Source organism: Mucilaginibacter pedocola, from assembly GCF_002013915.1.
GTDB lineage: Bacteria > Bacteroidota > Bacteroidia > Sphingobacteriales > Sphingobacteriaceae > Mucilaginibacter > Mucilaginibacter pedocola.
Window position 1 is genome coordinate 21,723 of record NZ_MBTF01000008.1, and the last position, 25,352, is coordinate 47,074.

At 44.9% G+C, this 25,352-nt stretch carries 25 protein-coding genes; 12 read left to right on the forward strand and 13 right to left on the reverse strand.

All coding sequences use genetic code 11. The features are described from left to right. Positions 1–14 precede the first annotated feature (14 nt). From BC343_RS10515 to BC343_RS10545, 7 genes are all read right to left on the reverse strand, one after another. Positions 15–500, reverse strand: coding sequence for a hypothetical protein (locus BC343_RS10515; protein ID WP_078347743.1), 486 nt, complete (start codon positions 498–500; stop codon positions 15–17). A gap of 81 nt (positions 501–581) precedes the next feature. After that, positions 582–2,483, reverse strand: a complete 1,902-nt coding sequence (locus BC343_RS10520) for a DUF3857 domain-containing protein (protein WP_078347744.1) — start codon at positions 2,481–2,483, stop codon at positions 582–584. Positions 2,484–2,525: 42 nt separating this feature from the next. After that, complete coding sequence (locus BC343_RS10525) at positions 2,526–4,709, reverse strand: penicillin acylase family protein (RefSeq protein WP_078347745.1); 2,184 nt, start codon at positions 4,707–4,709, stop codon at positions 2,526–2,528. A gap of 1,022 nt (positions 4,710–5,731) precedes the next feature. Further along, the gene (locus BC343_RS10530; RefSeq protein WP_162276852.1) at positions 5,732–6,856 is read right to left on the reverse strand and encodes a DUF3810 domain-containing protein; all 1,125 of its coding nucleotides are present in this window, start codon (positions 6,854–6,856) and stop codon (positions 5,732–5,734) included. 109 nt (positions 6,857–6,965) lie between these two features. Beyond that, on the reverse strand, positions 6,966–7,481 hold the full coding sequence (locus BC343_RS10535; protein ID WP_078347747.1) for a DUF2911 domain-containing protein: 516 nt from the start codon (positions 7,479–7,481) through the stop codon (positions 6,966–6,968). 459 nt (positions 7,482–7,940) lie between these two features. Next, entirely contained in the window at positions 7,941–8,135 is a 195-nt protein-coding gene (locus tag BC343_RS10540) for a hypothetical protein (protein ID WP_078347748.1), read from the reverse strand. 182 nt (positions 8,136–8,317) lie between these two features. Beyond that, a complete protein-coding gene (locus BC343_RS10545; RefSeq protein ID WP_078347749.1) occupies positions 8,318–8,839 on the reverse strand; it encodes a DinB family protein in 522 nt (173 codons plus the stop codon). Between the two features lie 167 nt (positions 8,840–9,006). Between BC343_RS10545 and BC343_RS10550 the strand changes: the two genes are divergently transcribed. Together BC343_RS10550 and BC343_RS10555 are read left to right on the forward strand one after the other, a co-directional pair. Then, a complete protein-coding gene (locus tag BC343_RS10550) occupies positions 9,007–10,179 on the forward strand; it encodes an acyl-CoA dehydrogenase (protein ID WP_078347750.1) in 1,173 nt (390 codons plus the stop codon). 140 nt (positions 10,180–10,319) lie between these two features. Next, positions 10,320–10,700, forward strand: a complete 381-nt coding sequence (locus tag BC343_RS10555) for a hypothetical protein (RefSeq protein ID WP_078347751.1) — start codon at positions 10,320–10,322, stop codon at positions 10,698–10,700. Positions 10,701–10,717: 17 nt separating this feature from the next. On the opposite strand, the gene BC343_RS10560 is transcribed toward BC343_RS10555, so the two are convergent. Beyond that, complete coding sequence (locus BC343_RS10560; RefSeq protein WP_078347752.1) at positions 10,718–12,472, reverse strand: DUF885 domain-containing protein; 1,755 nt, start codon at positions 12,470–12,472, stop codon at positions 10,718–10,720. 150 nt (positions 12,473–12,622) lie between these two features. Then, positions 12,623–13,801 carry a hypothetical protein gene (locus BC343_RS10565; RefSeq protein ID WP_078347753.1) on the reverse strand — a complete coding sequence of 393 codons (1,179 nt, stop codon included), beginning with the start codon at positions 13,799–13,801 and terminating at the stop codon, positions 12,623–12,625. Positions 13,802–13,890: 89 nt separating this feature from the next. On the opposite strand from BC343_RS10565, the gene BC343_RS10570 reads away from it, so the two are divergent. Continuing rightward, complete coding sequence (locus BC343_RS10570) at positions 13,891–15,171, forward strand: hypothetical protein (protein WP_078347754.1); 1,281 nt, start codon at positions 13,891–13,893, stop codon at positions 15,169–15,171. A gap of 330 nt (positions 15,172–15,501) precedes the next feature. After that, positions 15,502–17,145 (forward strand): serine hydrolase, encoded by a 1,644-nt coding sequence (locus BC343_RS10575; RefSeq protein ID WP_143822140.1) that lies wholly within the window; start codon positions 15,502–15,504, stop codon positions 17,143–17,145. A 111-nt stretch (positions 17,146–17,256) separates the two neighbouring features. Here the strand turns inward: BC343_RS10575 and BC343_RS10580 are convergent, their stop codons facing one another. After that, positions 17,257–17,709, reverse strand: a complete 453-nt coding sequence (locus BC343_RS10580; RefSeq protein ID WP_143822141.1) for a lipocalin-like domain-containing protein — start codon at positions 17,707–17,709, stop codon at positions 17,257–17,259. Between the two features lie 93 nt (positions 17,710–17,802). Next, a complete protein-coding gene (locus BC343_RS10585) occupies positions 17,803–18,237 on the reverse strand; it encodes a hypothetical protein (RefSeq protein WP_078347757.1) in 435 nt (144 codons plus the stop codon). A gap of 198 nt (positions 18,238–18,435) precedes the next feature. On the opposite strand from BC343_RS10585, the gene rpsL reads away from it, so the two are divergent. From rpsL to BC343_RS10625, 7 genes are all read left to right on the forward strand, one after another. Then, positions 18,436–18,858: a 30S ribosomal protein S12 gene (rpsL, locus tag BC343_RS10595; RefSeq protein ID WP_067190071.1), complete on the forward strand. Its 423-nt coding sequence runs from the start codon at positions 18,436–18,438 to the stop codon at positions 18,856–18,858. A 20-nt stretch (positions 18,859–18,878) separates the two neighbouring features. Further along, a complete protein-coding gene (rpsG, locus tag BC343_RS10600) occupies positions 18,879–19,346 on the forward strand; it encodes a 30S ribosomal protein S7 (RefSeq protein ID WP_078347759.1) in 468 nt (155 codons plus the stop codon). Between the two features lie 106 nt (positions 19,347–19,452). Then, on the forward strand, positions 19,453–21,564 hold the full coding sequence (gene fusA / locus BC343_RS10605; RefSeq protein ID WP_078347760.1) for an elongation factor G: 2,112 nt from the start codon (positions 19,453–19,455) through the stop codon (positions 21,562–21,564). A 159-nt stretch (positions 21,565–21,723) separates the two neighbouring features. Next, positions 21,724–22,029 (forward strand): 30S ribosomal protein S10, encoded by a 306-nt coding sequence (gene rpsJ, locus BC343_RS10610; protein WP_078347761.1) that lies wholly within the window; start codon positions 21,724–21,726, stop codon positions 22,027–22,029. A gap of 86 nt (positions 22,030–22,115) precedes the next feature. Then, on the forward strand, positions 22,116–22,325 hold the full coding sequence (locus tag BC343_RS10615; RefSeq protein WP_078347762.1) for a hypothetical protein: 210 nt from the start codon (positions 22,116–22,118) through the stop codon (positions 22,323–22,325). Continuing rightward, the gene (locus BC343_RS31210; protein ID WP_078347763.1) at positions 22,322–22,609 is read left to right on the forward strand and encodes a type II toxin-antitoxin system RelE/ParE family toxin; all 288 of its coding nucleotides are present in this window, start codon (positions 22,322–22,324) and stop codon (positions 22,607–22,609) included. Before BC343_RS10615 ends, BC343_RS31210 begins: the two co-directional genes overlap by 4 nt. 4 nt (positions 22,610–22,613) lie before the next feature. Next, on the forward strand, positions 22,614–23,054 hold the full coding sequence (locus tag BC343_RS10625; RefSeq protein ID WP_143822142.1) for a hypothetical protein: 441 nt from the start codon (positions 22,614–22,616) through the stop codon (positions 23,052–23,054). Between the two features lie 54 nt (positions 23,055–23,108). On the opposite strand, the gene BC343_RS10630 is transcribed toward BC343_RS10625, so the two are convergent. Further along, positions 23,109–23,519, reverse strand: coding sequence for a VOC family protein (locus BC343_RS10630; protein WP_078347765.1), 411 nt, complete (start codon positions 23,517–23,519; stop codon positions 23,109–23,111). A gap of 181 nt (positions 23,520–23,700) precedes the next feature. Between BC343_RS10630 and BC343_RS10635 the strand changes: the two genes are divergently transcribed. After that, the gene (locus tag BC343_RS10635; protein WP_078347766.1) at positions 23,701–24,879 is read left to right on the forward strand and encodes an NHL repeat-containing protein; all 1,179 of its coding nucleotides are present in this window, start codon (positions 23,701–23,703) and stop codon (positions 24,877–24,879) included. A gap of 6 nt (positions 24,880–24,885) precedes the next feature. Here the strand turns inward: BC343_RS10635 and BC343_RS10640 are convergent, their stop codons facing one another. Continuing rightward, entirely contained in the window at positions 24,886–25,323 is a 438-nt protein-coding gene (locus BC343_RS10640; RefSeq protein ID WP_078347767.1) for an EVE domain-containing protein, read from the reverse strand. Positions 25,324–25,352: the final 29 nt, after the last annotated feature.

Consider the following 25,352-nt stretch of genomic DNA (forward strand, 5'->3'; position numbering starts at 1 on the left):
AGAGCCCGTAGCGGTTAATAAGGTACGTATTCCTTTTGTTCTATCACCACCGAGCCTTTGTTTTCGGTAGTGCTGATGTACATTTTTACATGGTAAAAATCGTTGTCGAACACATAGATATTATTATCTGCATCTGCCCCCTGAAACTTCAGTATCAAATGGCTGCCTCGGGTTTGGGCTATCAGGTTCAACATATGCTTAGGGCTGCGCGTAGTGTAAGTAACACTTCGCAGCACAGCACCATTGCCCAGCGTTTTGCTTTCGCCAATGGTAACGGTTTGTTCGGCCACCGAAGGGCTTATGGTACGGAAATGCTCTATTTGCATCCCATTTTTTTCTTCGATGTACTGGTGCTTAAATACTCTGCCCAATACCAGGTAAGTACGTGCCTGCCCTTCCGATAGGTTGGTTAGGTTAGTAAGATCGTAAAAGGTGATGCTTTGCGCATTGGCACTCGCTCCCAGGCAAAACAAAGCTACAATAAACAGGTACTTCTTCATTGCTCAATAAACTCCTCACCAAATATAATTTATTTTCGGCATTGTTTGTTTAGCACAGGTTATAGCTTTAAAGAATATGGTTTAACCCTTTTTCAATACAATGGGCTCGTTTAGCAATTCGTACATGGTTTTGTAGAACCGGTGTAATTCCGGGTAGTCATCCCGGCTGTATTTGGTTTTATTGAAGGCGATGGTATAATTTATAATTACAACACCATCAAGTTCGCCGGCACTTCGCCTTAGGGTAATGCCCTTGTTTTCGAGGGCAAGCGTGGTTGATTTTGGCAGCGCTTCTATCTTATACCCTGCCGGCACCTTGTAACGCCCGTTTATGGAATAAGTATTGCGGTAAATAAGATCTATGTCGGTTAGGCGGGTATCGCTGCTGAATGGGTTTTTACCCAGCCCTGTAAAAAGATTAGGGTTAATAAAGGTGTAACTACTGTCTGATGCGGCAAGGTCGAGCTTAAATCTAAAATCTTCGCGTAGCGGGATGGTGTCTGTCTCGGTGCCCGAGAACCGGTGCCCGGTTATAATAGCATTCAAATTGCCCTCTTTTAATTCGTTGGCCACGTATTTTTGTTGGCCCGCCCTGTCGAACGTTTCCAATTTGCTGATGCGTTTATAGTTGGAACTGGTTTTTTGTACACTGCCTTCCAGTTTGCCATCGGTGGTTATTTCGGCATCAATAAGTACCGCTTCTGCCGAGGGGGTGGTAGTTTTAAGCGCTATGATATCCGTTTTTCTTGCCTCCGGGTCAATTATGAGCATAGTGACGCCAAGCAGCGAATACGGTACGGTATTATAGGTATTGTACTTGCCTGTTGCATCCATTACGTAGTAAGTAGCCGAATCGATAGGTACCCTTACAATAGTTTTGTTGAGGCGGCTGAGGGTAGGGTTTTCGGGCTCAAGCTCGCCTTCGTTACGTGTGCCAAAAACCAGTAGGCTTGCCTTTATGCCGGCCTCTTTCAAAAAATGATAGAGAAGAAGGTTTATTTCGCCGGAGTTGCCCGTTTTATTTTGCCATGCCTTTTTCAGCCCATCCTCGCTATTCCAGCTATCAACCCTATTCCATTTCATGGTATTTTTTACCATATTGAAAATGTAGGCTATCTTTTCGTTCCGGTTTTTTATGTCTTTTGCGTTTGCAATAATGTCCGGGCCCTTGTCGAAAGTAAACTTAGGTTGGCCGCTTATATCGGCATCAGCTAATATCTTATCAGCAACTGATTGCCATGTGGCGAATTTGAATGCCGGCTTAAAGCTAATCGACTGCATATTGTCTGCCACAGAATGCATATGTGGCTCGGGCCTGAAGCCCGGTATTTTAGACATGCTGAAGATATGTGTGCTTACTGCCTTGCCTTTGGCAATGTAACTCGTATCTACATCCAGTTTTTGAGTTATTCTTTTTACGAAATTAAACGAATAGCCGAAGTTTACATGTGCTTCTACCTTGCTGTACCTGCTTGGCAGCGGCCCCTGGAAATACCAGTTGGGGTAATTATACCCATAGCCGGTTTTCCAGGTGTACCGGATGTCTAACACCGAACCTGCTTTTACGTTGGGCATAGTAAATACCACTGCGCGGTGCATCTTGTCTATCTTTTCGTTATAAATAAGCTTAGGGTCAAGCGGGGTTACTGTAATGGTTTTGCCTGCCAGGTTTATGGTTTGGGCCTCAATGTCTTTTATTTGTTCTGCATCATATCCGCTAAAATATTCCAGCTTTATGTTGGCCTCGTTGTTAGCTTTATCGTTAAATATCTTGATGCGGGTATGCCTCTCCATTACTACTGATTCTGTTTTGCTGTAGCCTATTTTACCTACATCAAACAGAACCATGGCATTGGCGCCCTTTTCAAAATCGCAGTATGTTAACTTAAGGTCGGCGGTATCAACCTTACCGAATGTAAACGTTTGGGCATTTGCCTTAGCAACAAATACTGTTAAAATAAGAAGGAGGCGGAGAGTTTTCACAGGATCCGGTTTAGTGCAGCTAAGTTACCAAAAAGGGGGTAATTAAGGATGATAAGTTTTTACCGCATGCTTCAGCACATCTCCCTTGTAGAATAACACATCCTTAAATTTCCCATCAATAAAGCCTTGCGCCTGGTCGGTATAGTTAGGGGAGCTGGCATCATAGGAGTGCCCGCCGGGGATAATGCTTTTTGCTTTAACCACCGGGCCAAACTCTACGGCAGCAATAAAGCTATTGCCCGAGAAGCCATAGCGTTTTTGCGTGCCGGGCATAAGCTTACTTTGAAAGGATGGCAGTTGCCCCAACTGAGATGCTGTAGCGCCTACAGGCAAGCTGGGTAGTTTATCATCAAAAGTAGCACCATCTGCGGGGCGCTGAAAACGGTTTATGTCGCCCCAGGCTATCTTCCAGTTACCGTAACGGCTTTGCAGGCCGGTTACCGTTTGGTTAAACATGCCCAGCAAGGTTGCCGGTGGGGTGGTTTGTAAAAACTCGTGGAAGCGTTTAACAAGGTAGCTGCTTTCGCCGGGTGCGGGCGGTTTAAGGCTGCGCAATACAACAGCGCCCCATTCTGCTGCAAGCGTTGTGGCAACCGATGTTGCCGAAGAATTTTTATCCCAGGATGTTAGTATGGCTATAGGTTCGGCCAGTTTAGTTTTAAGGCTGTCGGGCGCGGCTTTATATGCATCAAATAGGGGTGGCAGCAAATCGTCAAAGGCGGCTAAGTAATGGTTGTAACCTATGGTTATCAGTCCATCAAGCGTTAATTTATTAGCATCTTTTAGCAAGCGGGCTGCAGTTAATCCGCGGTAATTCTCATCATCGGGAGCCATATAGCGCGGGTATTTGGTTTTATCGGGGCTTGCCGTGCCCGATGCCGTGTAAACCGACGAATTGCAGTTTTGTATATAGCCGGTAGCCGGATTTACTACTTGCACTATCTCGCTTAATGGATGCAGCCCTTGCCATTCGGTAGCAGATGTGCTGCCATCTACCGGGTTGTTCCAATCATATTTGGCATCGCGCCGTGGCATAAAATTGCCGTACCAAAATATAGTGTTGCCTTGTGCATCGGCATAAACGGTGTTATTGCTGGTATTGGCCAGCAAGTCCATTGCTTTTTTGTACTGCGGCAAAGTGTTGGCTTTGGTGATCAGCCATGACTCGAGCAGCGCTTTGTACGAGCGGTTGTAATGTTTAAGCGCAAGCCATTTGCCGTTGCGAGCACCTAATACAGGGCCGTGGTGGGTATAATAGCCGGCGATGATTTTGTTTACCAGGCTATCGCCCTGTTTTACCTGCAACGAGAGTTTTTTCACGGTAACCGGGCGTTGTTTGCCATCGTACTCGTAATACCATTTGCCATCTTTTTTACTCACCTTTTCGGCATAAACATCGCCTACGTCGCCATAGCTGCTGGTGTGCATCCAGCCGCAGTTTTGGTTAAAACCCTGGTAAATAAAAAACTGCCCCCAGGTAACCGCGCCATAAGCATGCAGCCCTTCGTCGCTCTGCAGCCCAACTTCGCTACGGAAATAAAAAGGTACATGCGGGTTTATGTAGAGCATAGCGTGCCCGCTTGCCGATAGCTTTGGCGATACGGCAAATCCGTTCGATCCAAGCTCGCGGTCGCCACGGGTGTTGGTTATGGTTTGCCGATTATATAGTTGTCCAATAGTGTTGTCGGCATCGCCATAAAAGGCTTGTGTTTCTTTCGGGGTAATATCGCCGGTTTCGGTAGCGGCCACGCTGCCATCGGTAAACATGAGCGCGTACCATGGTTTAAATTTTTTAAATACTACCGGTTTTACTTCGGGGTGTTTGTACAGGTAGTAATTTAACCCGTCGGCAAAGGCATCCAGTAGCTTTTTGAAAAAGGGCGAAGCTGTGTTATAGTCTTTTATGGCATCAGCTGTATCGGCTATTAACTGTAGCTGCACATCGGTGTACAAGGGCGTAGCGCCATCGGCCTCGCTTTGGCGGCCCATTTGGTAAAGGTAGTTGCGTTCAATACCCTTAAAGTTTTCTTCGCACTGGGTATACATTAAACCGAATACCACGCCGGCATCTGTTTTTGAGTAAATGTGCGGTGTGCCATAATTATCGCGGATGATGGTTACCGCCGCTGCCTGTTTTTGATAACGTGCAACCTCGGCAGGCGTGTATTTTTGGGCGGTGGCTAATACAGGAAACAGGGATAGGGCGAGCAGATAGAGTGTTTTCATAGATTGTTTTGCCGTTGTGCGGCCTCTACTGATGAAATGCTTAAGTTTCTAAGATAGCAATAATTAATTATTCCTTTAAAAAGGACAGGCAGAGCGAATTTAAAGGCTCATTGATTTAATTAATTGTTTAATTGACGGTTAAGCGATGTGTTTTATAGTTACAAGTTTTTATTTTTACATATAGTTAAAAAGCTTGAATACACTTGCTATGATAATTTTCTGCGATTTATTGCCCTAAAGTAGTTTAATACAATGTTTTGAAAAAAATACTTTAAAAAGTTTTGTACACTATGCTCCTAAAAATGGCTATATTGCAGCAGATTTGAGAATATGTTACGGATAGCGCTTTTATTTTAAAAAGAAGCAAAATAAAGTTCGCCCACACTGTAACATTTAGCATCAATTCCGCGTCTTTTTTATGAAAAGGATTCGCGCAATAAAACAACGCATTCGGCGTTTGTTGTGCTGTTCTTACATCTGCTTTATGAGCTTGCTAAATCGGTATAGTATTTGTGCCGCAAAAAGTCTCTAAAGCTATTTCAGGGAAATTCACTAACCGCAAGGTTATGTAAATAAAGAACTTGGGTAAACAAGCATGTTATCTGAGATTTAGTTGATTTAACATTATTTGAGAGATGATGTTATTAGGCGTTCCGGGGTGAGATACGGAACGCCTTTCTTTTACACGATTAAATCTTAGCGCGGTCTTTTGACAGGATTTAGCGATTAAGAGATTAAACAGGATTCTTTTACCACCGATTCCACTGATTTTTTTGATTCCACCGATTTTAACAGGATTTAGCGATTAAAGGATTTTGCAGGATTTTTTACGGCAGGTACTGAAATCAGCTTACACTTATTTGTTATTAGCCTGATAGTTGTTTATCAGTACTGATGTCAAGGGAATAGACGATTGAAGAGTTTGGAAGTATCTTCTCCAAATTAAAATGAAGGGGGCACCAATAGAAAATTATCCATCGGTGAAATCGTCTCTCGATGCATGGAATTAAAAAAATCCTGTGCTAATCTTTTAATCCTTCAATCCTGTCCCAATTTCTGCGAGGGTGTTGTTTAATCGTGTTTGCCATTACCAGGTTCACCATTTGGTTATACGTGTCTAAGCCTTGCGGCTGATTGTTAGCTTTCAGGAAATTATCGTAGAAAATTCCGGTTATTACGTTTGCCCGGTTTTGGTATTTCTGCCAGTAAAGGCGTTCCTGTTTAAAGTCGGCGCGTACCTGCGGCGATATACGTTTCTTCAGTTGCTTGTTTACCAAACTATCGGCCATGTATACACTGAACATAAATTCGCGCACAGCCAGTTGGTAAGCCGAGTAGCGCAACAGCCTATCTTTTGATGCAGTTGCCGCCAGGTAGCCTACAAAATTTGCCTCGTCTTCGGCGCCGTAGCCCATTTGGTGGCTCATTTCGTGGCAGGCCACAAAAGGGCGCACAAATACGGGTTGCTGGTAATTTAGCTGTGCCTCGGTACTAAAAGGGTTGTAATAGCCCGATGTGCCAATGTAATTGAGCAGCGGTGTTAGTAACGATGGCTTGATACCGGGGCTGTAGGTTTTAAAATTGGGCGAAGTAGTACCTAATTGCTTTACAGCTTTTATGGCGGTATTGTAAATGGTATCGTTGGGCTGCTGCAAGTCGGCAGGGGTAACGCGGGCACGGGTTGCGTTTGCGCTATCTATCAGTATTGCCGTTACGGTTTGCAGTTGGGCGAAGGTGAATTTAGGGGCTTCCAGGTTTAGCCGCTCGGCAGCCGATGGGCGGAAGTAGTTGAGCCCCCAAAGCGTGTAGAAGAGCAGCAAGGCGGTTTGTACGCCTATCACCACCCCGGTAACCAGCAAACCGGCCTGCAAAAACTTTTTCCGAAATAGGAGTTTAACCAACCTGATAACCGCATAAATGAGATAGGCAACAACCCCTATATAAACTACATCGCCAACACTGAAAGGGAAAATATTGAACACCGGATGCAGCACGAAGCATAGGACGGGGTATAGCCCCTGCGAATAGTATTTTTCTACCGCCGTGGGGTGGGTAGCAAAAAGCATAAGCAGGTATATGGCCAATGCCAGCACGGCAATTATGGCCAGCCTTTTTAAAATGGGTTTGCCGGCAAAATAGTTTTTCATCTGGATTTGGTAAATATAATGCCTTACCTGCGGTTTGGGAAATATCCCCATGTAAAACAAAAGCCCCCCGGTATGCCGGGAGGCCTTGCTATTAAAAATCACAAAGAAATTATTTTACCGATACCGGAACAGATAGTTTATCCCAGTTTAATGAGAATCCTTTTGCTGTTATTTTATATACCAGGCGCTCGTTCATGGCCGAGGCGACCGGTTTTACGGTTACACGCAGGGCATCTTTACTTTCATCATATTTAAATGCGCCCCATTGTTTGGCCACTTTGTTGAAAATGATAGTCCATGTTGTTGCGGTTGGTATAGCAAAAAAGCCGTAGGTACCCGCAGGCAGTGTTTTGCCTTCTACGGTAATATCTTTAGTGGTGGTAAAAGTAGTGGCTTCGTTTGCACCGGCGCGCCATACCTTGCCGTAAGGCTCTAACTCGCCAAATACTTTACGGCCCTTTACCGACGGGCTGCCGTAGTTGATAGTAATATTTGAGCCGGCAACTGCTGCACTAACGCTATCGCGCGGACTGGCGGGTTTTTGCTGCGCAAATGCAAAGCTGGAGATAAACAACGCGAATACAAAAAATGCTGCTGCTTTTAACAGGAATGTTCTTTTAGCCATAATGGTTTGTTCTTTTTAGTTTTTATAGATAAACGCTTACAAGGTTATTTATTGTGCACAAATATAGAAGCCCATAGCTTGTAAATGCCTTTTTACCTCTAAAAACCTCTGCTATTTTTTATAAAAAATATCTTTCGAGTTTAAAAACTTTCGCCGATTGTTAGCGTTCTATATAAAGTAGAATTCGCATTGCAGTTCGGAATAGCCGAAAGGTTAAACAATTGTTGTGAGTTTTTAGCCCTCTTGCTTCAACAGGCAAGGGGGTTTTTATTTCAAAACAATTTTAGCCGTAATAAGCACGTAAGAAAATACATGCTTAAAAATTGCATGGCGCTTCATACGATAAGTAGCTGGTTCAATAAAATTTTCGGAAGAGATAATCCGGGTTTATAATTGGCATATAAATGTACTGGTTTTCAGTTCACTAATGCAAATAAATTATAACATTTATTGCACGCACTATTCCTCGCCTTTAATTTCTTCCCAATAAAGCGTTTCCTGGTAAACGTCGTTTTTAATGGCCACCTGTGCCTTCACTTTATCCAGTTCGGCTTTTACTTCCTCGGGGCTTAACTTTTTGTCGAGCGAGTGGTACTGTATTGCATTGCCGGTGCGGCTGTTAATGCATTTGAAATGTTTGTCAGCAGTATTCATGGTTGATAATGCTTTATAACCTTAATAATATAAACTGCTGCCGTTTTGTTTTAGTATATGTAGGGTAGGGACGAAGAATTGTCAACTTTTCAAAAGTTGACAATTCTATCGGGGTTTTATTAAATACTTCCCATGTCTCCGCAGGGTCTCTTTGAAAAAGGACCCTGTGCTGCCGGAGGTTATTACGCAGTTTCCAATATTTCTATCGGTTCAAAAGTTTCATCGGCGCTTGGGCCGTAGCTGCCGGGGATAGGTACATCAAGCAAACGCAGGTAAACACCCAGTTGCGCGCGGTGGTGTATAATTTGCGACATGGCCATACGCATTACTTCCCATTTAGCATCGCGGCTATAAACCTGGTTGCCGTTGCGCAAAGTCCAGGCTTTATCAAGCACGGCCTCGTTCTCGGGCACTAAGGGCTCTAAGCCTTCCGCCAGCGATTTTTCGAATAGTGCCATCAGGTCTTCGGTGTTGTTAATAACGGTTGGCGTATATTCCATGGCAGCAAAATCCAGTTCGTCGGTATTAATGGCCATGGGTATCCACGTTGGCAGTTCGGCAATGTGGGTAGCCAGGTTGCGCAGTGGCATGCTTTTAGGGTGCGGTTTGTAATCGTAAGCATCGTTTGGTATCCGGGCCAGCATTTTGCGGGTGGTGATAGATTCGTCGTTGAGTTGTTTCAAAAAGAATTCGATAGTTGTCATGGCTTGTTGTTTTAAGTTTACAATTCAAAGAAACAAGGCGCAGATGACAGCCCTATGTCAGTAGCCTGAAAACAAATCGAAAATATTTTCGTTAGAAAAATACTATGCATGCATAGTATTTTTTATTACCTTTACTTCAACCAATTATAGATCTGAATTTTTCTGAAATGAGCCACTTACTAACCGATGCCCCTGCTGGCTTCGACTTTTCGCACAGCGAAAACCAAAAAATGATAGGCCAAATGGCCCGCGATTTTGCCGAAAGGCACATAAAACCGCATGTTGCCGAATGGGACGAGCAACAGCACTTTCCGTTGGAATTATTTAAGCAATTAGGCGAAATGGGGCTAATGGGCGTGCTGGTGCCCGAGGAGTACGGCGGCTCGGGCTTTGGCTATGCCGAATACGTAACTGTTATTAGCGAGATAGCAAAAGTTTGCGGCGGCATAGGCCTATCGCTAGCAGCACATAACTCGCTTGGCACCGGGCATATTTTAGCTTTTGCAAACGAGGAGCAAAAACAACGCTGGCTGCCCAAACTGGCCACCGGCGAATGGCTGGGCGCCTGGGGCCTTACCGAAGCCAATACCGGCAGCGATGCCCTGCGAATGGCCACTACTGCGGTGTTGGATGGCGACGAATACGTTATTAACGGTGCCAAAAACTGGATAACTCACGGCAAAAGCGGCGATGTGGCGGTGGTGATGGTGCGGACGGGCAATAAAGGCGATTCGCACGGTATATCTGCTTTGGTGGTAGAGCGGGGGACGCCCGGTTTTAGCGCCGGCAAAAAAGAGAACAAGCTCGGCATGCGTGCTTCCGAAACTACCGAGATGATATTTGATAACTGCCGTGTGCCCAAAACTAATTTGCTTGGTGCCGAAGGCGAGGGCTTTTTACAGGCCATGAAAGTACTTGATGGCGGGCGTATATCTATAGCGGCCCTTTCATTAGGTATTGCCAAAGGGGCGTTCGAGGCGGCAGTGGCTTACTCCAAAGAGCGTCACCAGTTCGGGCAGCCTATCAGCAGTTTCCAGGGCATATCTTTCAAGTTGGCGGATATGGCTACTGAGATAGAAGCAGCCGAGTTGTTGGTTATGCAGGCTGCCGACCTGAAGAACCGCCACTTGCCGGTAACCAAGCAATCGGCCATGGCCAAATACTTTGCATCGGAAGTTGCCGTGCGCTGCGCTAACGAGGCGGTGCAGATATTTGGCGGCTATGGCTACACCAAAGACTTCCCGGTTGAGAAATTTTACCGCGATGCCAAGCTGTGCACCATAGGCGAGGGCACATCCGAAATACAGAAAATAGTAATAAGCCGCGAAGTGCTGAAATAAAAGCAGGTACTTCTACTTGCTTTTAACGATAAGCAGGAGTATTCGAATTATTTCAACAGGAAATAACCTATCTAAATAGCTAAATTATAGGGGAGTTTAGGGCGCGAATTTTATATTTGAGGGCGCTAAATTCCCCTGTATTGAAGAAACTTTTATTTTTATTCTACACCCACTACAATAGCGGGCGCCGCCGCTCATCGGCATATGCAAGCGCTTTATGGGCGGCATTAACCCTGGGCATGATAAATGCTTTCTCGATAATGCTCTTTGTTAACTTTACCCTCCTGAAAAAATACAGCTATTTAAACCGCCGCACTTGGGAGCAAAACCTGCTGGTAGCAGTAATTACCTACTTTATTTTAGGCTACCATATTTTATGGATGCTTTACAAAGAGCAGGAGTTGGAGGCTATGCAATGCCCGCCTGATGCCCTTCGCAGCGGCAACCGCAAATTGGTGTTCTACATTATTTTCTCTATAGCTGTGCTGGTTGCAATGGCCGTTAGGTATTATACTTTATAAGCCAGCCGGCGGCGCGTCTACAGCACATCCTTCCACGTAGCTTTGTCTTTCAACAGCAACTCGCGCAGCAGGCCTACTTGTGGCATACCGTTATCCAAAACCGCATCGTGGAATTTTTTGAGCGAGTAATTAGCGCCTTCCTGTTTTTTATAATCCTCGCGAAGCTTTAATAACTCCAGTTTGCCAATGGTGTAGAACAAGTAACCCGGGTCGAATGTGCCGCGGATAGCTTCCTGGCGCGATGGCTTATCGCCCTGGTACCAATTATCCATAAAAAACTTGGTGCCTTCATCTACCGAGATGCCCTGGGTATGCGTTTTTACCGATACGCACAGGCGGCAAAGCCTCAATAATGCCTCGCCCGATTGTGCCAAACGGTATTTAGCAGCCGTTACAGCATCTCCGTTGTTACCATAACCTTCATCAACCAGCATTTTTTCGGTATAGTGTGCCCAGCCTTCTACAAAAGCATAGCTGGCAAATATTTTTTCGAGCCTGTTAGCGTTCGACGCATTCAGGTGCAAAAACTGCGTGTAGTGGCCGGGATAGGCCTCGTGTATGGTAACAATATCGGTTGAATAATAGTTGAATTGCTTCAGCCAGTCTTCTTGCTGTTTGGCGGTCCATTTTGGGTCAACAGGGGTAATGTAATAGTATGCCTCGGTAGCCTTGGTTTCGAAAGGGCCTGGCGTATCCATAGATGCCGTGCTGGTTTCGCGGGCATATTGCGGCGTTTCTTCAGCCTTCACGCGTACTTCCGATGGCATGGTAAGGATACTCTTATCGATCAGGAATTGCCTTATCTTCTCCAGGTTCTTGCGGGCATCTGGCAATAAACTTGCCGCGGTAGGGTGCTCGTTCTGCAGGTCGTTATAAACATCAACCGGTTTTTTATTTGGGTTGATAATTTTAGCAGCCGCGTTGAACGATTCCTGCTCCTTCTTCAGTTCCTTTAAGCCCAGCTCCAGTATTTGTGCCGGTGTTAACGTAATGCCCTCGTTGTAAAGTAGCATTTTTTGATAATTGGCGGCACCTATGGCGTATTTATTGGTGGCTTTGGGCAGTTTCTCTTTAGTGAGGTAGTCGGCATAACCGTTTATAGCAACAATGGCGGCATCGTTAGCCACGTTGAATGCCTTCATCAAAGTATCGTTCTTTACATCCTTTAGCGCAATTTTCAGGTCATTGCCTAAAAACGATGCCGAACCACGCGCTATTAAAATGGCGGTTTCTATAAAAGGCTTTGGCAGGGTATCTTTAAGGTTGGCCTTTGCATCGGCCATTATTTTGCCTGCTTGTTTTTCTATAGCTATTATCGACTTCACGCGCTCCTCAATCGGCGCAAAATCGCGCTTTACGTAAATGCTCACATCAACCGCCCCGGCGTAGGTCATGGGGTTATCGGTAAAGCTGTGCATATCCTCAAATGAAAATATCTCCTGCTTAATGGCCGAGCGCAGCATACGGTAATCGTAAAAAGCGCGGGTGCTCAGCGCGGTAGTATCCGTTGCGGCAAGTTTGCTGTCAAAATCCTTCAGGCGTGCCAATTCCTTATCCAACGATGCCTTGCTCACATCCGTCACTTTACCATCATATTGATGGTAGCCCAGGTAAACGCCATTCGCCGGGCGCATAGCCAGGTAGCCCTCTATATAATCGTCTGCCAATTTTTGGAAAGCGGCATCGCCGGCGGCGGCGCTATCGGTTGCGGTTTTGGGTTTGCAGGCAAAAAGTGCGCAAAGGCTAAATAAGGCAAGGGCTGTTTTTTTCATGCGGATGAGGTTTTATTGAGACAGCCTAAGATAGTTATTTAGGGTGTGAAAAAGAAGTTATTCCGTTTCCCGCAGGGTCCCTTTCAGGAGACCCTGCGGTGACGAGAAGGGACCCCACGGCGACGAAAGCCCGTCCCTCGCAGTCCATTGTTATTCCTGCTGCACCGTTATCCCCTCCATATTCATCATCCTTGCTGCAATGCCCCAGCCGTAGAAATAGGCGGATACACCTATCACCAGTTCGTTATCGCCTTCCTTTAAAGGTATCTCGAATGTGGAGTTGGCAATATCCATCCGCCCGTCGGGGTACTTGCGTATGGGTTGCGGGTATTGGTTTTTATCGGTGTAAATTAAGCCGCCGTTTATAAATACGTATACCTCATCGCTGAAACCCAGTTGCATTTTAACCGTTTGGGCTTTGGCGCAGCGTATTTTGGTTTTGAGCCATACGTAACGGTTTTTGTTTTGCACGCCGCCGCCACGGTTTTCTATACCGCCATATACGCGGGTAAGGTTTATTAGCCCCCGGCGCTCGGCTACAATGGGTTGCCATTTGGTGGTGTCGGTCGGCAGGTCCTCGCGCAGTAATTCGCGCCCTTTTTCAAGGAATTGCGAGGCCGTTACATCCCAGCGGCGGATATAATTAATGTCGTGGTTGGTTAGATCGGCGCCTGGCTGGGGCGAGAGCCATTCGATTTGGTTGGGTTTTATAACCAGGTTGGCAAAGTAGGCCTGCCCATCGAAAGCCAATCCACCAGCCGTGGCATTGCTTTCTAACCGCGGAATTTCTAAAACAGGTTTCTCCATATTGTTGAGGTAAACCTTCATTTGCTGGCCTGAGATAACGAGTTTGAAGTGGTTCCAGTCCTCATTCTTAATAGGTGCCGACCCCTGGTAGTGGGGCATCAGGTCCCAAAGGTTTACGCCGTGGATGATGGGGGCATATTGTATGGCATCGTTACGTTGCGCAGTTTCATCCTTAGCGCAACGCAGGTAAACCAATTCGCTCTCTTTGGCGTCCTGCCTGCGGAAATAAATACTCAGGAAGCCCGATTTGGTAACGTCTACGGGTTGGGTATCAAACTCTATGGTGCCATTGGTGAACGTTACATCTTTTAGCAGTACCTGTTTATTGCCGGGCAATATCTTCATGGCTTTGGCGCCCTTGTAAGTTGTAAATTCTACCTTTTGCATTGTGGTGTCCCATCTGGCGGGTTCAAATGGGATGTTTAAGGGCTTTGCTGTTTTTGTTTGCGCGAAGGTATTTACTGTAATAAGCAGCGCAGTAATTACCATTAGCAGGGCATGTTTAGGGAAGTTCTTTTTCATAATTAATTTTTAATTTTAGGCTAAATTGATGGGTGCCTGCCACACCGCCATATTCAAGTCCATTCAAATACATTCAAGGCATTTTAGCTATGCAAACCGAGGCTTTTTACATATCACGCTGGCGCGAAAAAGTCGAAACGGCACTGGGTTGGGGCGAATGCAGCAACTGGAGCGACCTTGATTTTGAAAAGCTAAGCGCCATGTTTTTGGAGCGTACGGGTACTATGCTTAGCATCACTACGCTGAAAAGGATTTGGGGAAAAGTAAAGTATGATAGTACGCCCAATGCCGCCACGCTAAATGCCCTTGCCCGTTTTAGTGGTTTTGATGATTGGCGAGCTTTTAAGCAGGATGTTGATGTGCAACTTGCCGAACCTGCAGTAATAACTTCGCCGCCTGTTGCTAAGAAAAGAAAAATACTCCCTGTTGCATTTGCGCTGGTAGCCATTTTTGTGGTGATAACGGCTATTTTGGCCTGGATAATAAAGCCCGAAAAAACCATGCGCGTGGCATCAAATGCCCCTGTAAAATTTGAGGCGAGGGTGGTAGCCGAAGGCTTGCCCAACTCGGTTGTGTTTAATTACGATGCCTCATCATTACCCGGCGATAGTGTTACGCTACAACAAACCTGGGACCCCCGGCGCACCGAAAGTATAGCCACTATCGGCACCGAGCATACATCGCTTTACTATTACCCCGGCTACTTTACCGCCAAACTAATAAGCGGCGGAAAGGTGATGAAAGAAACACCTGTATACATTAAAACCAACGGCTGGCAGGGCATAGTTGAAAAAGAACCCGCGCCGGTTTATTTAAGCAAGGCAGATATTAGTTTGCCCGGTGCTATGGGCGTATCAGCCAAAACCTTTGCGGGCAAAACAGGCTCTGCGGTTTTTACGGGCCGCCATGTGAGCTTTTATAACGTAAAAGAGTTCGGTATAGATGGGGGCGACTTTACTTTAGAGGCAACTTTGCGAAATACCTCCACGCCCGAAGAAGCGGCTTGCCGTAATGTGATGATATACGTTTTGGGGAAACGCAATGCCATTATTATCCCGCTTACTAATCCGGGCTGTATATCTAACCAGATCATGTTCACCTCGTCCGACTGGATACGGGGCAAAGACCATGACCTAAGCGCCTTTGGCTGCGACCAAAACCAATTTCAGCATTTTAGTTGTAGCGTTAAAAATATGCTGCTTACCGTAAGCCTGAATGGCAAGCAGGTATTTAATACGCCCATTACCCAAACCATTAAAGAGGTTGCAGGCCTGTGCTTCCGCTTTGAAGGAACAGGCCAAATAAAGCACGTTAAGCTAAGCAACAGTAGCAAAACCGTGCTCGACGACGACTTTACCAAAATCCCGTAAAACAGAAAAGCAGGCTTGGCCTTGCGCTATACCTGCTTTCGTTCAATCTTTAACTAACTATTAACTAACCGGTTGTAAATTCGATTAATTAGGTAGATAACTCTAATTTTATATTTATAGTATAATAATTATATTAAAAATTAAATAAAATTCTGATTGTCAATTTCGTTGGTTCTTCTGCTATGCTTAGTTTGCCGAATTTTAATTTATACAGAGTGTTTTTAAATGATAATATTAAATTAATATTTTGATTATTTATTAATTTATAAAATTTAATTTTGTTATTTCAAAATTTAGATATATTTGAAAGGTGCCTTTAATACACCTTTCATGAAAAATATCCTTTGTTTCCTTTTTTCATTCTTAACCGTCGCTTCGCTAAAAGCACAAACGGAAAAGCAACTGCAAACCATTTTAGAAGATAACGGCTTGCCGGGCATTCAGCTCGCCTGTACTGTTAATGGCAAAACAACCGCATACAACCTTGGCACGGCAAAAGCAGGGCTTAAGAAGCCGGTAACCAGTGCCACTATCTTTCGCGCAGGCTCGTTGGGCAAAACGGTTTTTGCTTATGCAGTACTAAGGCTTTGCGATAGGGGAGTGTTATCATTAGATACACCTTTAATGCGCTACATCGGCAGCTACAACCGCTACGACCCGAAGGACCCGCGCTACAGCATGATCACCGCGCGCATGGTACTTAGCCATACCAGCGGACTGGCCGAGTTCCCCGACTTTGAAACAGGCGAGCCCGTGCGCTTGCTTTTCGCCCCGGGCAGTGGTTATTCTTACTCGGGCGAGGGGTATTGGTTCCTGCAAAAAGTAGTGGAGAAAATTACCGCTATGCCTTTTGAGCAACTAATGCAGCAGGAAGTATTTAAGCCGCTGGGCATGCAAAGCAGCACCTATGTGCAAAGCAACAATATGGATGCCGAGGTGCTTGGCCCCGTAAGCCCCGACCTGGCGCCCATGCTACCGAATGCGGCCTTCAGTTTGTTGACCAATGCACACGATTATAACGTGTTTCTGCAAAACCTGCTTGCCGGCAAAGGTCTAAAGCCCGCTACGCAAAAACTCATGTTTAGCAGGCAAACCAAAACGCCTTCGGCAGCCGATACGGACAAAACTTTTAACTGGGGGCTGGGCGTGGGCCTGGAGCAGGGTAATAAACAAAACCTGATATGGCATTGGGGCAAAACGGATGATTTTATTTCGCTATTCGTAGCTAACCCGGGCAAGGGGCAAAGCCTGGTATTTTTCACACGCGGCAAAGCGTTAAAAGCCGCCGACCAGATCGTTAGCCTGTTTTTGGGCCGACAAACGGCGCTCACCATGCGCGCACAACATTTCCGCTACGATAATCCCGATGCCATGCCCGAACTTTTTGCTGCTTTACGAAAACATGGGTTTGATGATGTAAGCAAGATATTTAATGGCCTGGCCCGCAAAGGCAAGCAATTTTCGGAAGCCGACCTTAATTATTATGGGAATGTATTGCTAAAGCAGGGCAAAAACAGGGAGGCTTTAGCTATTTTCAAACAACAGGCGACGTTATTCCCTCAAAGCCCGCTCGCCTATAGCAGGGTTGCCGCTGCCGCAGAAAATTTAGGCGGGGCAAACTTAGCATTGACCAGTTACAGAAAGGCCCTAATGCTCGATAGCACCAATGTAGCTACCATTAATCATATAAAAGCGCTGGAGAAAGGCGCACCCACTTCAACTGCTCATCTGAAAATGTTTGAAGGCAAGTACAAGCGTGCCGATAACGGGATGTTTTTGGACATAAGCGCCGTAGGTAATAAACTGGTAATAACCCAATCGTGGGATGGCGGGCAACTGGAGTTTTTCAGGGTTGATGAATTTGATTTTTATAACGAAGAGCCGGGCTTTACGCTGAAGTTCACAAAAGATGAACAGGGAAGGATATGGAAGGCATTTGTGAATGACAGGCCGCTGGAGTGGGTGAGGAAGTAGAGGTCTATAGATCTGACAACTTTATAAAGTTGTCAGATCTTTTCATATGCAAGGGCGAAAATAAATCAACACTACACTGGCCTTTTAAAAAAGCAGAAACTTGTTAGTATTTTATCGGGAAAACTCCTGAGTTTCTACCGTATGATACAAACTTCCATTCTGAGTTACATCGTCCTGGTAAATTAGTACAAGCTTATTGGCTGTAATGGATTTTACCTCGAGGTGCTCTGTAAATGCAACCGCAACAGCGCCATCAGGCATAGGCACCTCCTCAAAGTTGAACGTTATGATATTCTCGCTAATGGAGTACGTGAATTTACGTGGCAGCGAGTCTTTCCATAATTTGGTGCCGGTTCCGTCATTCTTAAATGTAAGTGATACGTAGCCGGGTATTGTAAAGGTGTTCCAGTAGGCACCATCTTTTGTTATCACTTCAATATCAGACGTAGAGGCCCATGTGGCTACTATATCATCTTTTAAGGGGATAACAGGTGTTTCATTATTGTTTTTTGAGCAGCCAACAATTAAAAATGCGGCAATTGCGATAAGGAGGTTTTTTTTCATAAAGCAAAAATAATAAATACTATCTAAGCTTAAGCCGTGCCGGTAATATTCTTTGAAAGGCTCCTTCTTGGGTACTTCCATCCTTTGGTGCTTTTATACCGCCTTGGAAATTTGTTTATGAAATTGCTTGTAAGTAAACCACAATCCTAAAATATAAGGCCACGTATTTATTGCTGCCAAAATGAAAGGGTTTTCTATAAGATCTTCAGAAGCCGAATAATCCTGGCTGCTTACCCAGAAGATGAACATATGCCAAGTGGCCGGTAATAAAAACCAGCTTAGCAAGCGTAACAGCGGGTTGCTGTTTATAGAGGGATAGGTATTTAAAAATATCGGCAGCGAAAGAATGCCTATTACAACTGAGTTAAAAACACCGAATATCAGCATATACTTCGCATTTGAATCGGCCGTTTCCCACTCACTTTTGTAATTGCTAAGCCGTGCGTAGGCTATTGCGTAAATAATGTTTGCTAGCAGTACAAATACTGACGGGCCGATGACGGCTTTGCTATAGAATTTAAATAACATATACGAGGTTTAGATATACCGCCAAATATAGCTTTAAAGCGTTTGAAAATAAGATATTACGGGTTTTATCGCCCTCAATTACGACGGAACCGCTCTTCCCAAAAACTTTTTTACGCAAGCCCTTGAAAATCACAAAATAGTACCTACCTTTGCAGTCCCGAAAACCGGGATTAAAAAAGTAATTACAAAAAAGCAAAAATGCCTACTATTCAGCAATTAGTTAGAAAAGGTAGAGTAGCTCTGGTTGACAAGAGTAAGTCGCCAGCGTTGGACAGCTGTCCACAGCGAAGAGGCGTGTGCACCCGTGTGTACACCACTACCCCTAAAAAACCAAACTCAGCAATGCGTAAAGTTGCACGTGTGCGCCTTACAAATGGTAAAGAAGTTAACGCCTACATTCCAGGTGAAGGCCACAACTTACAGGAACACTCAATTGTTTTGATCCGTGGCGGCCGTGTTAAAGACTTACCAGGTGTACGTTACCACATCATCCGTGGTGCATTGGATACATCAGGTGTAGCCGGCCGTAACCAACGCCGTTCTAAATACGGTACTAAACGCCCTAAACCAGGTCAGGCAGCAGCTCCAACAAAAGGCGCTCCAGCTAAAAAGAAAAAATAATTAAAGGAGGATAATTAATAATGAGAAAGTCAAAACCTAAAAAAAGAATCCTTCTTCCTGATCCAAAATTTAACGAAGTTTTGGTAACCAGGTTTGTTAATAACATGATGTTCGACGGTAAAAAATCTACCGCTTACACTATTTTCTATAACGCGATCGAGATTGTTGAGAAAAAAACCAACGAGAACGGTTTAGATAGCTGGAAAAAAGCCCTGAACAACGTAATGCCTGCTGTAGAAGTAAAAAGCCGCCGTGTAGGTGGTGCTAACTTCCAGGTACCTACCGAGGTTCGTCCGGAGCGTAAAGTAGCTTTGGGTATGAAATGGTTAATTAGCTATGCACGTCGTCGTGGCGAAAAAACCATGATGGAGAAATTGGCCGGCGAGATCATCTCAGCTGCTAAAGGCGAAGGTGCTGCTGTTAAAAAGAAAGAAGACACGCACAAAATGGCTGAGGCTAACAAAGCGTTCTCTCACTTCCGTTTCTAAACTAAAAGGATTACACCGATTTAATATTGGATTACACCGATTTTGTTATGATTGCATTATCGGTGTAATCATTTGATAACATCGGTGGAATCAAAAAAAAATTATAATGTCAAGAAATCTTAAATACACAAGAAACATAGGTATTGCCGCTCACATCGATGCCGGTAAAACTACTACCACCGAGCGTATTCTTTACTATGCGGGCGTTAGCCACAAAATAGGCGAGGTACACGAAGGTGCCGCTACAATGGACTGGATGGCGCAGGAGCAGGAGCGTGGTATCACTATTACCTCGGCTGCTACTACCGTTAACTGGAAATACCGTGGCGACAACTACCACATGAACATTATTGATACCCCCGGCCACGTGGATTTTACCGTAGAGGTAAACCGCTCGCTGCGTGTATTGGATGGTTTGGTGTTCTTATTCTCGGCTGTTGACGGTGTTGAGCCGCAGTCTGAAACCAACTGGCGTTTGGCTAATAACTACAACGTACCACGTATTGGTTTCGTTAACAAAATGGACCGTAGCGGTGCCGATTTCTTGAACGTGGTAAAACAGGTTAAAGAAATGCTGGGCAGTACAGCTATCCCATTGCAGTTGCCAATTGGCGCCGAAGACCAGTTCAAAGGCGTGGTTGATCTGATCAACTTCCGTGGTATCGTATGGAATGAGCACGATAAAGGTATGACCTTTACCGAAGTGCCTATCCCTGCTGATATGCTTGACGAAGCTACCGAGTGGCGCGAAAAATTACTTGAAGCTGTTGCCGAATTCGACGACTCGCTGATGGAGAAATTCTTCGAAGACCCAACTACTATCACCGAGCGTGAGGTATTAGACGCATTGCGCCAGGCTACTTTGGCCGGTAAAATTGTGCCTATGACCTGTGGTTCGTCTTTCAAAAACAAAGGCGTACAAACCATGCTTGACTACGTAATGGAGTTGATGCCTTCGCCGCTTGACTCTAAAGGTGTTGTGGGTACTAACCCTGATACCGGTGCCGAGATATTGGTGAAACCGGATGTGAAAGAGCCATTTGCTGCTTTGGCATTTAAAATTGCTACCGACCCATTCGTAGGTCGCCTTTGCTTTATCCGTGTTTACTCGGGTAACCTTGATGCGGGTTCATACGTGTACAACATGCGTTCTGAATCAAAAGAGCGTATCTCTCGTATATTCCAAATGCACGCTAACAAGCAAAACCCTATCCCTAACGTAGGTGCAGGTGATATTGCTGCGGTAGTAGGCTTTAAAGATATCAAAACAGGTGACACCCTTTGCGACGAGAAACACCAATTGGTGCTGGAGTCGATGGTATTCCCTGATCCGGTTATCGGTTTGGCTATTGAGCCTAAAACTCAGGCCGACGTTGATAAATTGGGTATCGCTTTAGGTAAACTGGCCGAAGAGGATCCAACCTTCCGCGTACAAACAGACCAGGATACCGGCCAAACCGTTATCAGCGGTATGGGCGAGCTTCACCTTGATATTTTGATGGACCGTTTGAAACGCGAATTCAAAGTTGAGGTTAACCAGGGTGCTCCGCAAGTAGCTTACAAAGAGGCTATCACCGGTTCTACTCAACACCGCGAGACTTACAAGAAACAAACTGGTGGCCGTGGTAAATTTGCCGACATCCAGGTTGTTATTTCTCCGGGAGAAGAAGGTAAAGAGGGCCTTGAGTTCGTTAACGAGATCGTTGGTGGTGCTGTACCGCGCGAGTTCATCCCATCTGTTGAGAAAGGTTTCAAATCTGCAATGGATAACGGTGTACTGGCTGGCTTCCCGCTTACCAACTTAAAAGTAAGGTTGATCGATGGTTCGTTCCACGCGGTCGATTCAGATGCTTTATCGTTCGAGATCGCCGGCCGTTCGGCTTACCGCGAGGCATTGCCAAAATGTAAACCGGTATTGTTAGAGCCGATCATGAAGATCGAGATCTTAACTCCGGAAGAGAACATGGGTGATGTTATTGGTGACATGAACCGTCGTCGTGGCCAGCTGCAAGGTATGGACACCCGTAACGGTGCACAAGTTATCAAAGCAATGGTACCACTTTCTGAGATGTTTGGTTACGTAACTCAATTACGTACCATCACTTCGGGCCGTGCAACCTCAACCATGGAATTTGACCACTACGAACCGGCTCCGCGTAACGTACAGGACGAGGTAGTAGCTAAATCAAAAGGCCGTGTTAAAGGTTCTGTAGAATAATAACTTTTAAGATTACACCGATTATGAAGTGATCTCACAGATTAATCGGTGTAATTAAAGATAAACGCCATTACCTAATAAATAGCTCTTAGGAATGGTGAATTAAACAAATCGGTGAAATCGCCAGTGAATCGGTGAGATCCCATAAAAAACAATAAAATGAGCCAAAGAATCAGGATCAAATTGAAATCTTACGATTACAACCTGGTAGACAAATCTGCCGAGAAGATCGTAAAAACTGTAAAGCCAACCGGCGCTGTAGTAAGCGGACCGCTGCCTTTGCCAACCGAGAAAAAAGTATTTACTGTATTACGTTCACCACACGTAAACAAAAAAGCACGCGAGCAATTCCAACTGTGCTCTTACAAGAGGTTGTTGGATATCTACAGCTCTAACTCAAAAACTGTAGATGCTTTAATGAAGCTTGAATTGCCAAGCGGTGTTGAAGTAGAGATCAAAGTGTGATAGTACCGGAAGATCTGAAACGAAAGAGCCATTTTTGCAAAGGAGTGGCTCTTTTGTGTTTAATAGAATTTTAATTAAATTTGGATATGGAAGCGTATATAGTTTATCCCACTAAGGAGCAGGAAAGTGCTATAGAAGCATTTTTCGAAGCTTTTGATGTTTCTTTCGATAAAAAGTCTGACGGGAAGTTGCCTGATCATGTTTTAAAAGGAATAGCAGAAAGCGAAGCCGAATTTGACGCCGGACTAACAATTTCGATGGAGGAATTCAAAAAGAACTTTCGTACAATCAAATGATTTATGAAGTAACTTTTACTAAGAGGGCAAATAGTACTTTTATTTCAGTTCAAGATCAGCTGTTTGATAAATGGGGGCAACGTACTTTATCTAAATTTGAGAAGCGCACCGAAAAGGTTTTAAAAACACTTTCTCATTCCCCGTTTAGTTATCAGGCACTCGAGGATAATCCCAATATCCGCAAGGCTTACATTCACAAAAACTGCTCGTTATTTTACAAAGTAAGAGATAATAAAGTTGCGATATTGTTCTTTTGGGATAATAGACAGGATCCTATTTTATAAGTTTATGTCAACTCGGTACGGATTCATCTTCTTTAAAATACTCTTTTGGTTAATGGCGATGAGCGCCATCGTCGCCTGCAACAATAAGAAGCCTATGCTAACCCAGGCGCCTCAAAACCCTGCGGAGACACCCACTTCTCAACAAACCTGGAACTACGGCCAGTTAACCGACACCATTCGCAACGCAAAAGTAATAGCCCACGTTAAAAACGGCATCTACTGCGGCCGGGGAACTTGTGCATCGGTAAGCATTATTGAGGTTGATAAAAAAGATACCATTCGCGTGCTGGAACTATCAAGTATGCATAGCGATTTCGTACAAGGGGAAAAAGTAAGTATCAAGCCTGGGAAGAAGCCGCTTTCGTCTATTTCGTTACCCACCATAGCAGCTTACGATAGCAAGAACTATAAGACTTACTACGGTACCATACTTGCCGCCAATTAATGCAGCGCCCGGGGCAAAGCTAAACACAGACGCTGCTTTAATTATAGGGCCTAATTATTGATGCTGCGGCATGCCATTAGGGTCCATCCAGGCGTACTCCCATAAGTGCCCGTCAATATCCTGAAAACTACAGCTATACATCCAGCCGTAGTCTACTTTATCTTTTGGGGCGATAGCACCTGCAGCCAATGCTTTATTTAAAATTTCGTCAACAGCTTCGCGGCTTTCGGCCGAAAGGCAAATTATAGCTTCTACAACCTTTGTTGCATCGGCTATTTCTTTAGTGCTGAAAGTTTGAAAAAACGGCTCCACAAGTAGCATCACGTAAATGGTATCGCTAATGATCATGCAGGTAGCCTGTTCGTTGGTAAATTGAGCATTAAAGGTGTAGCCTAATTGCGTAAAAAACTCAACCGACTTGTTAAGATCTTTAACCGGTAAATTCACAAAAATTTGAGTTGCCATATTTTAATTTGTTTTGATAAACCAAAGGTAGCGTAAATAAGCCTCGCTGTAATGCGTAATAACGACGCGTTAGCGGTGCGTATGCGACATGATAAAACACATAGGCGCAGATAGAAAAAAAGATTTGCTAAATCGATTTTATAGTTATATTTGATTGATAAACCTATCAACAACCTAAGTTATGAAGCCCTTCTATTTTATAACCTTGTTGGCCATGCTTTGCTTTGGCTGCGGGAAGAATAACCCGGTTACTCCTGTGCCGGAGAAACCTCCTGTTCTTAATATATTATCGGCCCCAACGGGCTTATCTGCAACTAAGGGAGCGTACGACGATAAGGTTGTTGTTAGCTGGGCTAAGGTAACAGGGGCAAAAAAATACCAGGTATACCGTTCTGCAAATGCCGAAACAGGTTTTGAACTTTTTACTGAAACCGCAGATACAACCATAAACGATGAAGCCGGCGAAGCACACGTAAACCGTTACTATAAAGTAAAGATCTACAACAGCGCTGCTGAGTATAGTGCGCTAAGCCCCGCAGACTTCGGTTTCAAGCTATCTAAAACTTACTCACTTTGGTACAGCTTTGGCAGCATGGGGCGCGATTCGGGTAAATTCGTGAGTGCCAAACACGTGGCTACAGATGCCGCGGGTAATATTTTCGTTGCCGATGAGGTTAATTCATTGATACAAAAGTTTAGCCGCGATGGCAAGTATATCACTAACCTGATGATTGCCCCTGTACCCCGCGGTATGTTGGCCTTACGCAACGGAAACTTGTTTACCACCAACGTTTCGCCAAGCACAGCTTCTATTGCCATTTTTAATCCCGAAGGTTTTTTAGTTGGCCGATGGGGCTGGAGTTTTCAGTACGACGAAAAACTGGAGAGCGCCGAGGAAGTTGCCGAAGATGATGAAAGGAAATTATATATAGTAGATGGGCAAACCAATTTGGTAAAAAGGTACGATACAACAGGGCTGGTAACCCTTAAATTTAATGGTGCCATAAAAACTCCCGGGCAGGCCACTGATGCTTATCCTTTTGGCGTTACTTGCCTTAATGGCGAAGTGTTTGTTACCTCGCCCAATAATACCATGGTGAGGGTTTATGATAGGGACGGTAACTTTAAACGCACATGGGATGCAGGAGCGCCTTGCTATTCTGTTAAAGCATACAACGGTTGGTTGTTTATTGCGGCGGGGAATTATGTTTTAAGAACAGATGTTAATGGCGCCGTTAAAGAAAAAATAGGTGAGGGGAGTTTCGTCGGGCATAGCGCAATAGGCCTTGCCGTGAATACTTTTGGCGAAGTTATAGCTACAGATGTTTCGGTAAGTAAGGTGCTTGTATTTAGGCGTTGAGAGCTATCAGTTGCCGCGCTCGCTCAGGAAGTATTGCCAAACGCCTTCCAGTTCGTCTACCAGTTCGGGTTTAATGGAAATACCCGAGCCTTGCGGCGACCATGTTTGCATAGCCAAGTCGCCTGTTTTTAGGATGTCCATACTCAGGATGGGTTCTTTATCAGGATTGAGGAGCGTGTCGATGGATATCTCGATGCGGTGGTAATGTCTGCCTTTGCGGAATGCTACATAGGGTTCGCCCGCTATAATGCCCGATGCAAATATGCCTTTCGGCTCAACCCCAAGCCTAACAATGTAAGCCCTATCGCCGGGGCGGATTGTTTTATGGCTGGCAACGCTCCAGTTGTCTACCAATTGCCCCGTGGTTTTTAACTTCTCAATGTCGGCATCAAGATTTTCCCAGGCAAATTTCTGCGGGTTCCAACCAAATAGATAAGCTTTCATATAATGTATACTGCTCCCCCTTTAGGGGG

Coding starts and splice junctions, on each gene's coding strand:
- BC343_RS10525 (WP_078347745.1), bottom strand. CDS start 4,709: ATGAAAACACTCTATCTGCTCGCCCTATCCCTGTTTCCTGTATTAGCC.
- fusA (WP_078347760.1), top strand. CDS start 19,453: ATGTCAAGAAATCTTAAATACACAAGAAACATAGGTATTGCCGCTCAC.
- BC343_RS10550 (WP_078347750.1), top strand. CDS start 9,007: ATGAGCCACTTACTAACCGATGCCCCTGCTGGCTTCGACTTTTCGCAC.
- BC343_RS10565 (WP_078347753.1), bottom strand. CDS start 13,801: ATGAAAAAGAACTTCCCTAAACATGCCCTGCTAATGGTAATTACTGCG.
- rpsJ (WP_078347761.1), top strand. CDS start 21,724: ATGAGCCAAAGAATCAGGATCAAATTGAAATCTTACGATTACAACCTG.
- BC343_RS10535 (WP_078347747.1), bottom strand. CDS start 7,481: ATGGCTAAAAGAACATTCCTGTTAAAAGCAGCAGCATTTTTTGTATTC.
- BC343_RS10640 (WP_078347767.1), bottom strand. CDS start 25,323: ATGAAAGCTTATCTATTTGGTTGGAACCCGCAGAAATTTGCCTGGGAA.
- BC343_RS10515 (WP_078347743.1), bottom strand. CDS start 500: ATGAAGAAGTACCTGTTTATTGTAGCTTTGTTTTGCCTGGGAGCGAGT.
- rpsG (WP_078347759.1), top strand. CDS start 18,879: ATGAGAAAGTCAAAACCTAAAAAAAGAATCCTTCTTCCTGATCCAAAA.
- BC343_RS10580 (WP_143822141.1), bottom strand. CDS start 17,709: ATGAAAAAAAACCTCCTTATCGCAATTGCCGCATTTTTAATTGTTGGC.
- BC343_RS10575 (WP_143822140.1), top strand. CDS start 15,502: ATGAAAAATATCCTTTGTTTCCTTTTTTCATTCTTAACCGTCGCTTCG.
- BC343_RS10625 (WP_143822142.1), top strand. CDS start 22,614: ATGTCAACTCGGTACGGATTCATCTTCTTTAAAATACTCTTTTGGTTA.
- BC343_RS10570 (WP_078347754.1), top strand. CDS start 13,891: ATGCAAACCGAGGCTTTTTACATATCACGCTGGCGCGAAAAAGTCGAA.
- BC343_RS10630 (WP_078347765.1), bottom strand. CDS start 23,519: ATGGCAACTCAAATTTTTGTGAATTTACCGGTTAAAGATCTTAACAAG.
- BC343_RS10585 (WP_078347757.1), bottom strand. CDS start 18,237: ATGTTATTTAAATTCTATAGCAAAGCCGTCATCGGCCCGTCAGTATTT.
- BC343_RS10635 (WP_078347766.1), top strand. CDS start 23,701: ATGAAGCCCTTCTATTTTATAACCTTGTTGGCCATGCTTTGCTTTGGC.
- BC343_RS10545 (WP_078347749.1), bottom strand. CDS start 8,839: ATGACAACTATCGAATTCTTTTTGAAACAACTCAACGACGAATCTATC.
- BC343_RS10560 (WP_078347752.1), bottom strand. CDS start 12,472: ATGAAAAAAACAGCCCTTGCCTTATTTAGCCTTTGCGCACTTTTTGCC.
- BC343_RS10540 (WP_078347748.1), bottom strand. CDS start 8,135: ATGAATACTGCTGACAAACATTTCAAATGCATTAACAGCCGCACCGGC.
- BC343_RS10615 (WP_078347762.1), top strand. CDS start 22,116: ATGGAAGCGTATATAGTTTATCCCACTAAGGAGCAGGAAAGTGCTATA.
- rpsL (WP_067190071.1), top strand. CDS start 18,436: ATGCCTACTATTCAGCAATTAGTTAGAAAAGGTAGAGTAGCTCTGGTT.
- BC343_RS10530 (WP_162276852.1), bottom strand. CDS start 6,856: ATGAAAAACTATTTTGCCGGCAAACCCATTTTAAAAAGGCTGGCCATA.
- BC343_RS31210 (WP_078347763.1), top strand. CDS start 22,322: ATGATTTATGAAGTAACTTTTACTAAGAGGGCAAATAGTACTTTTATT.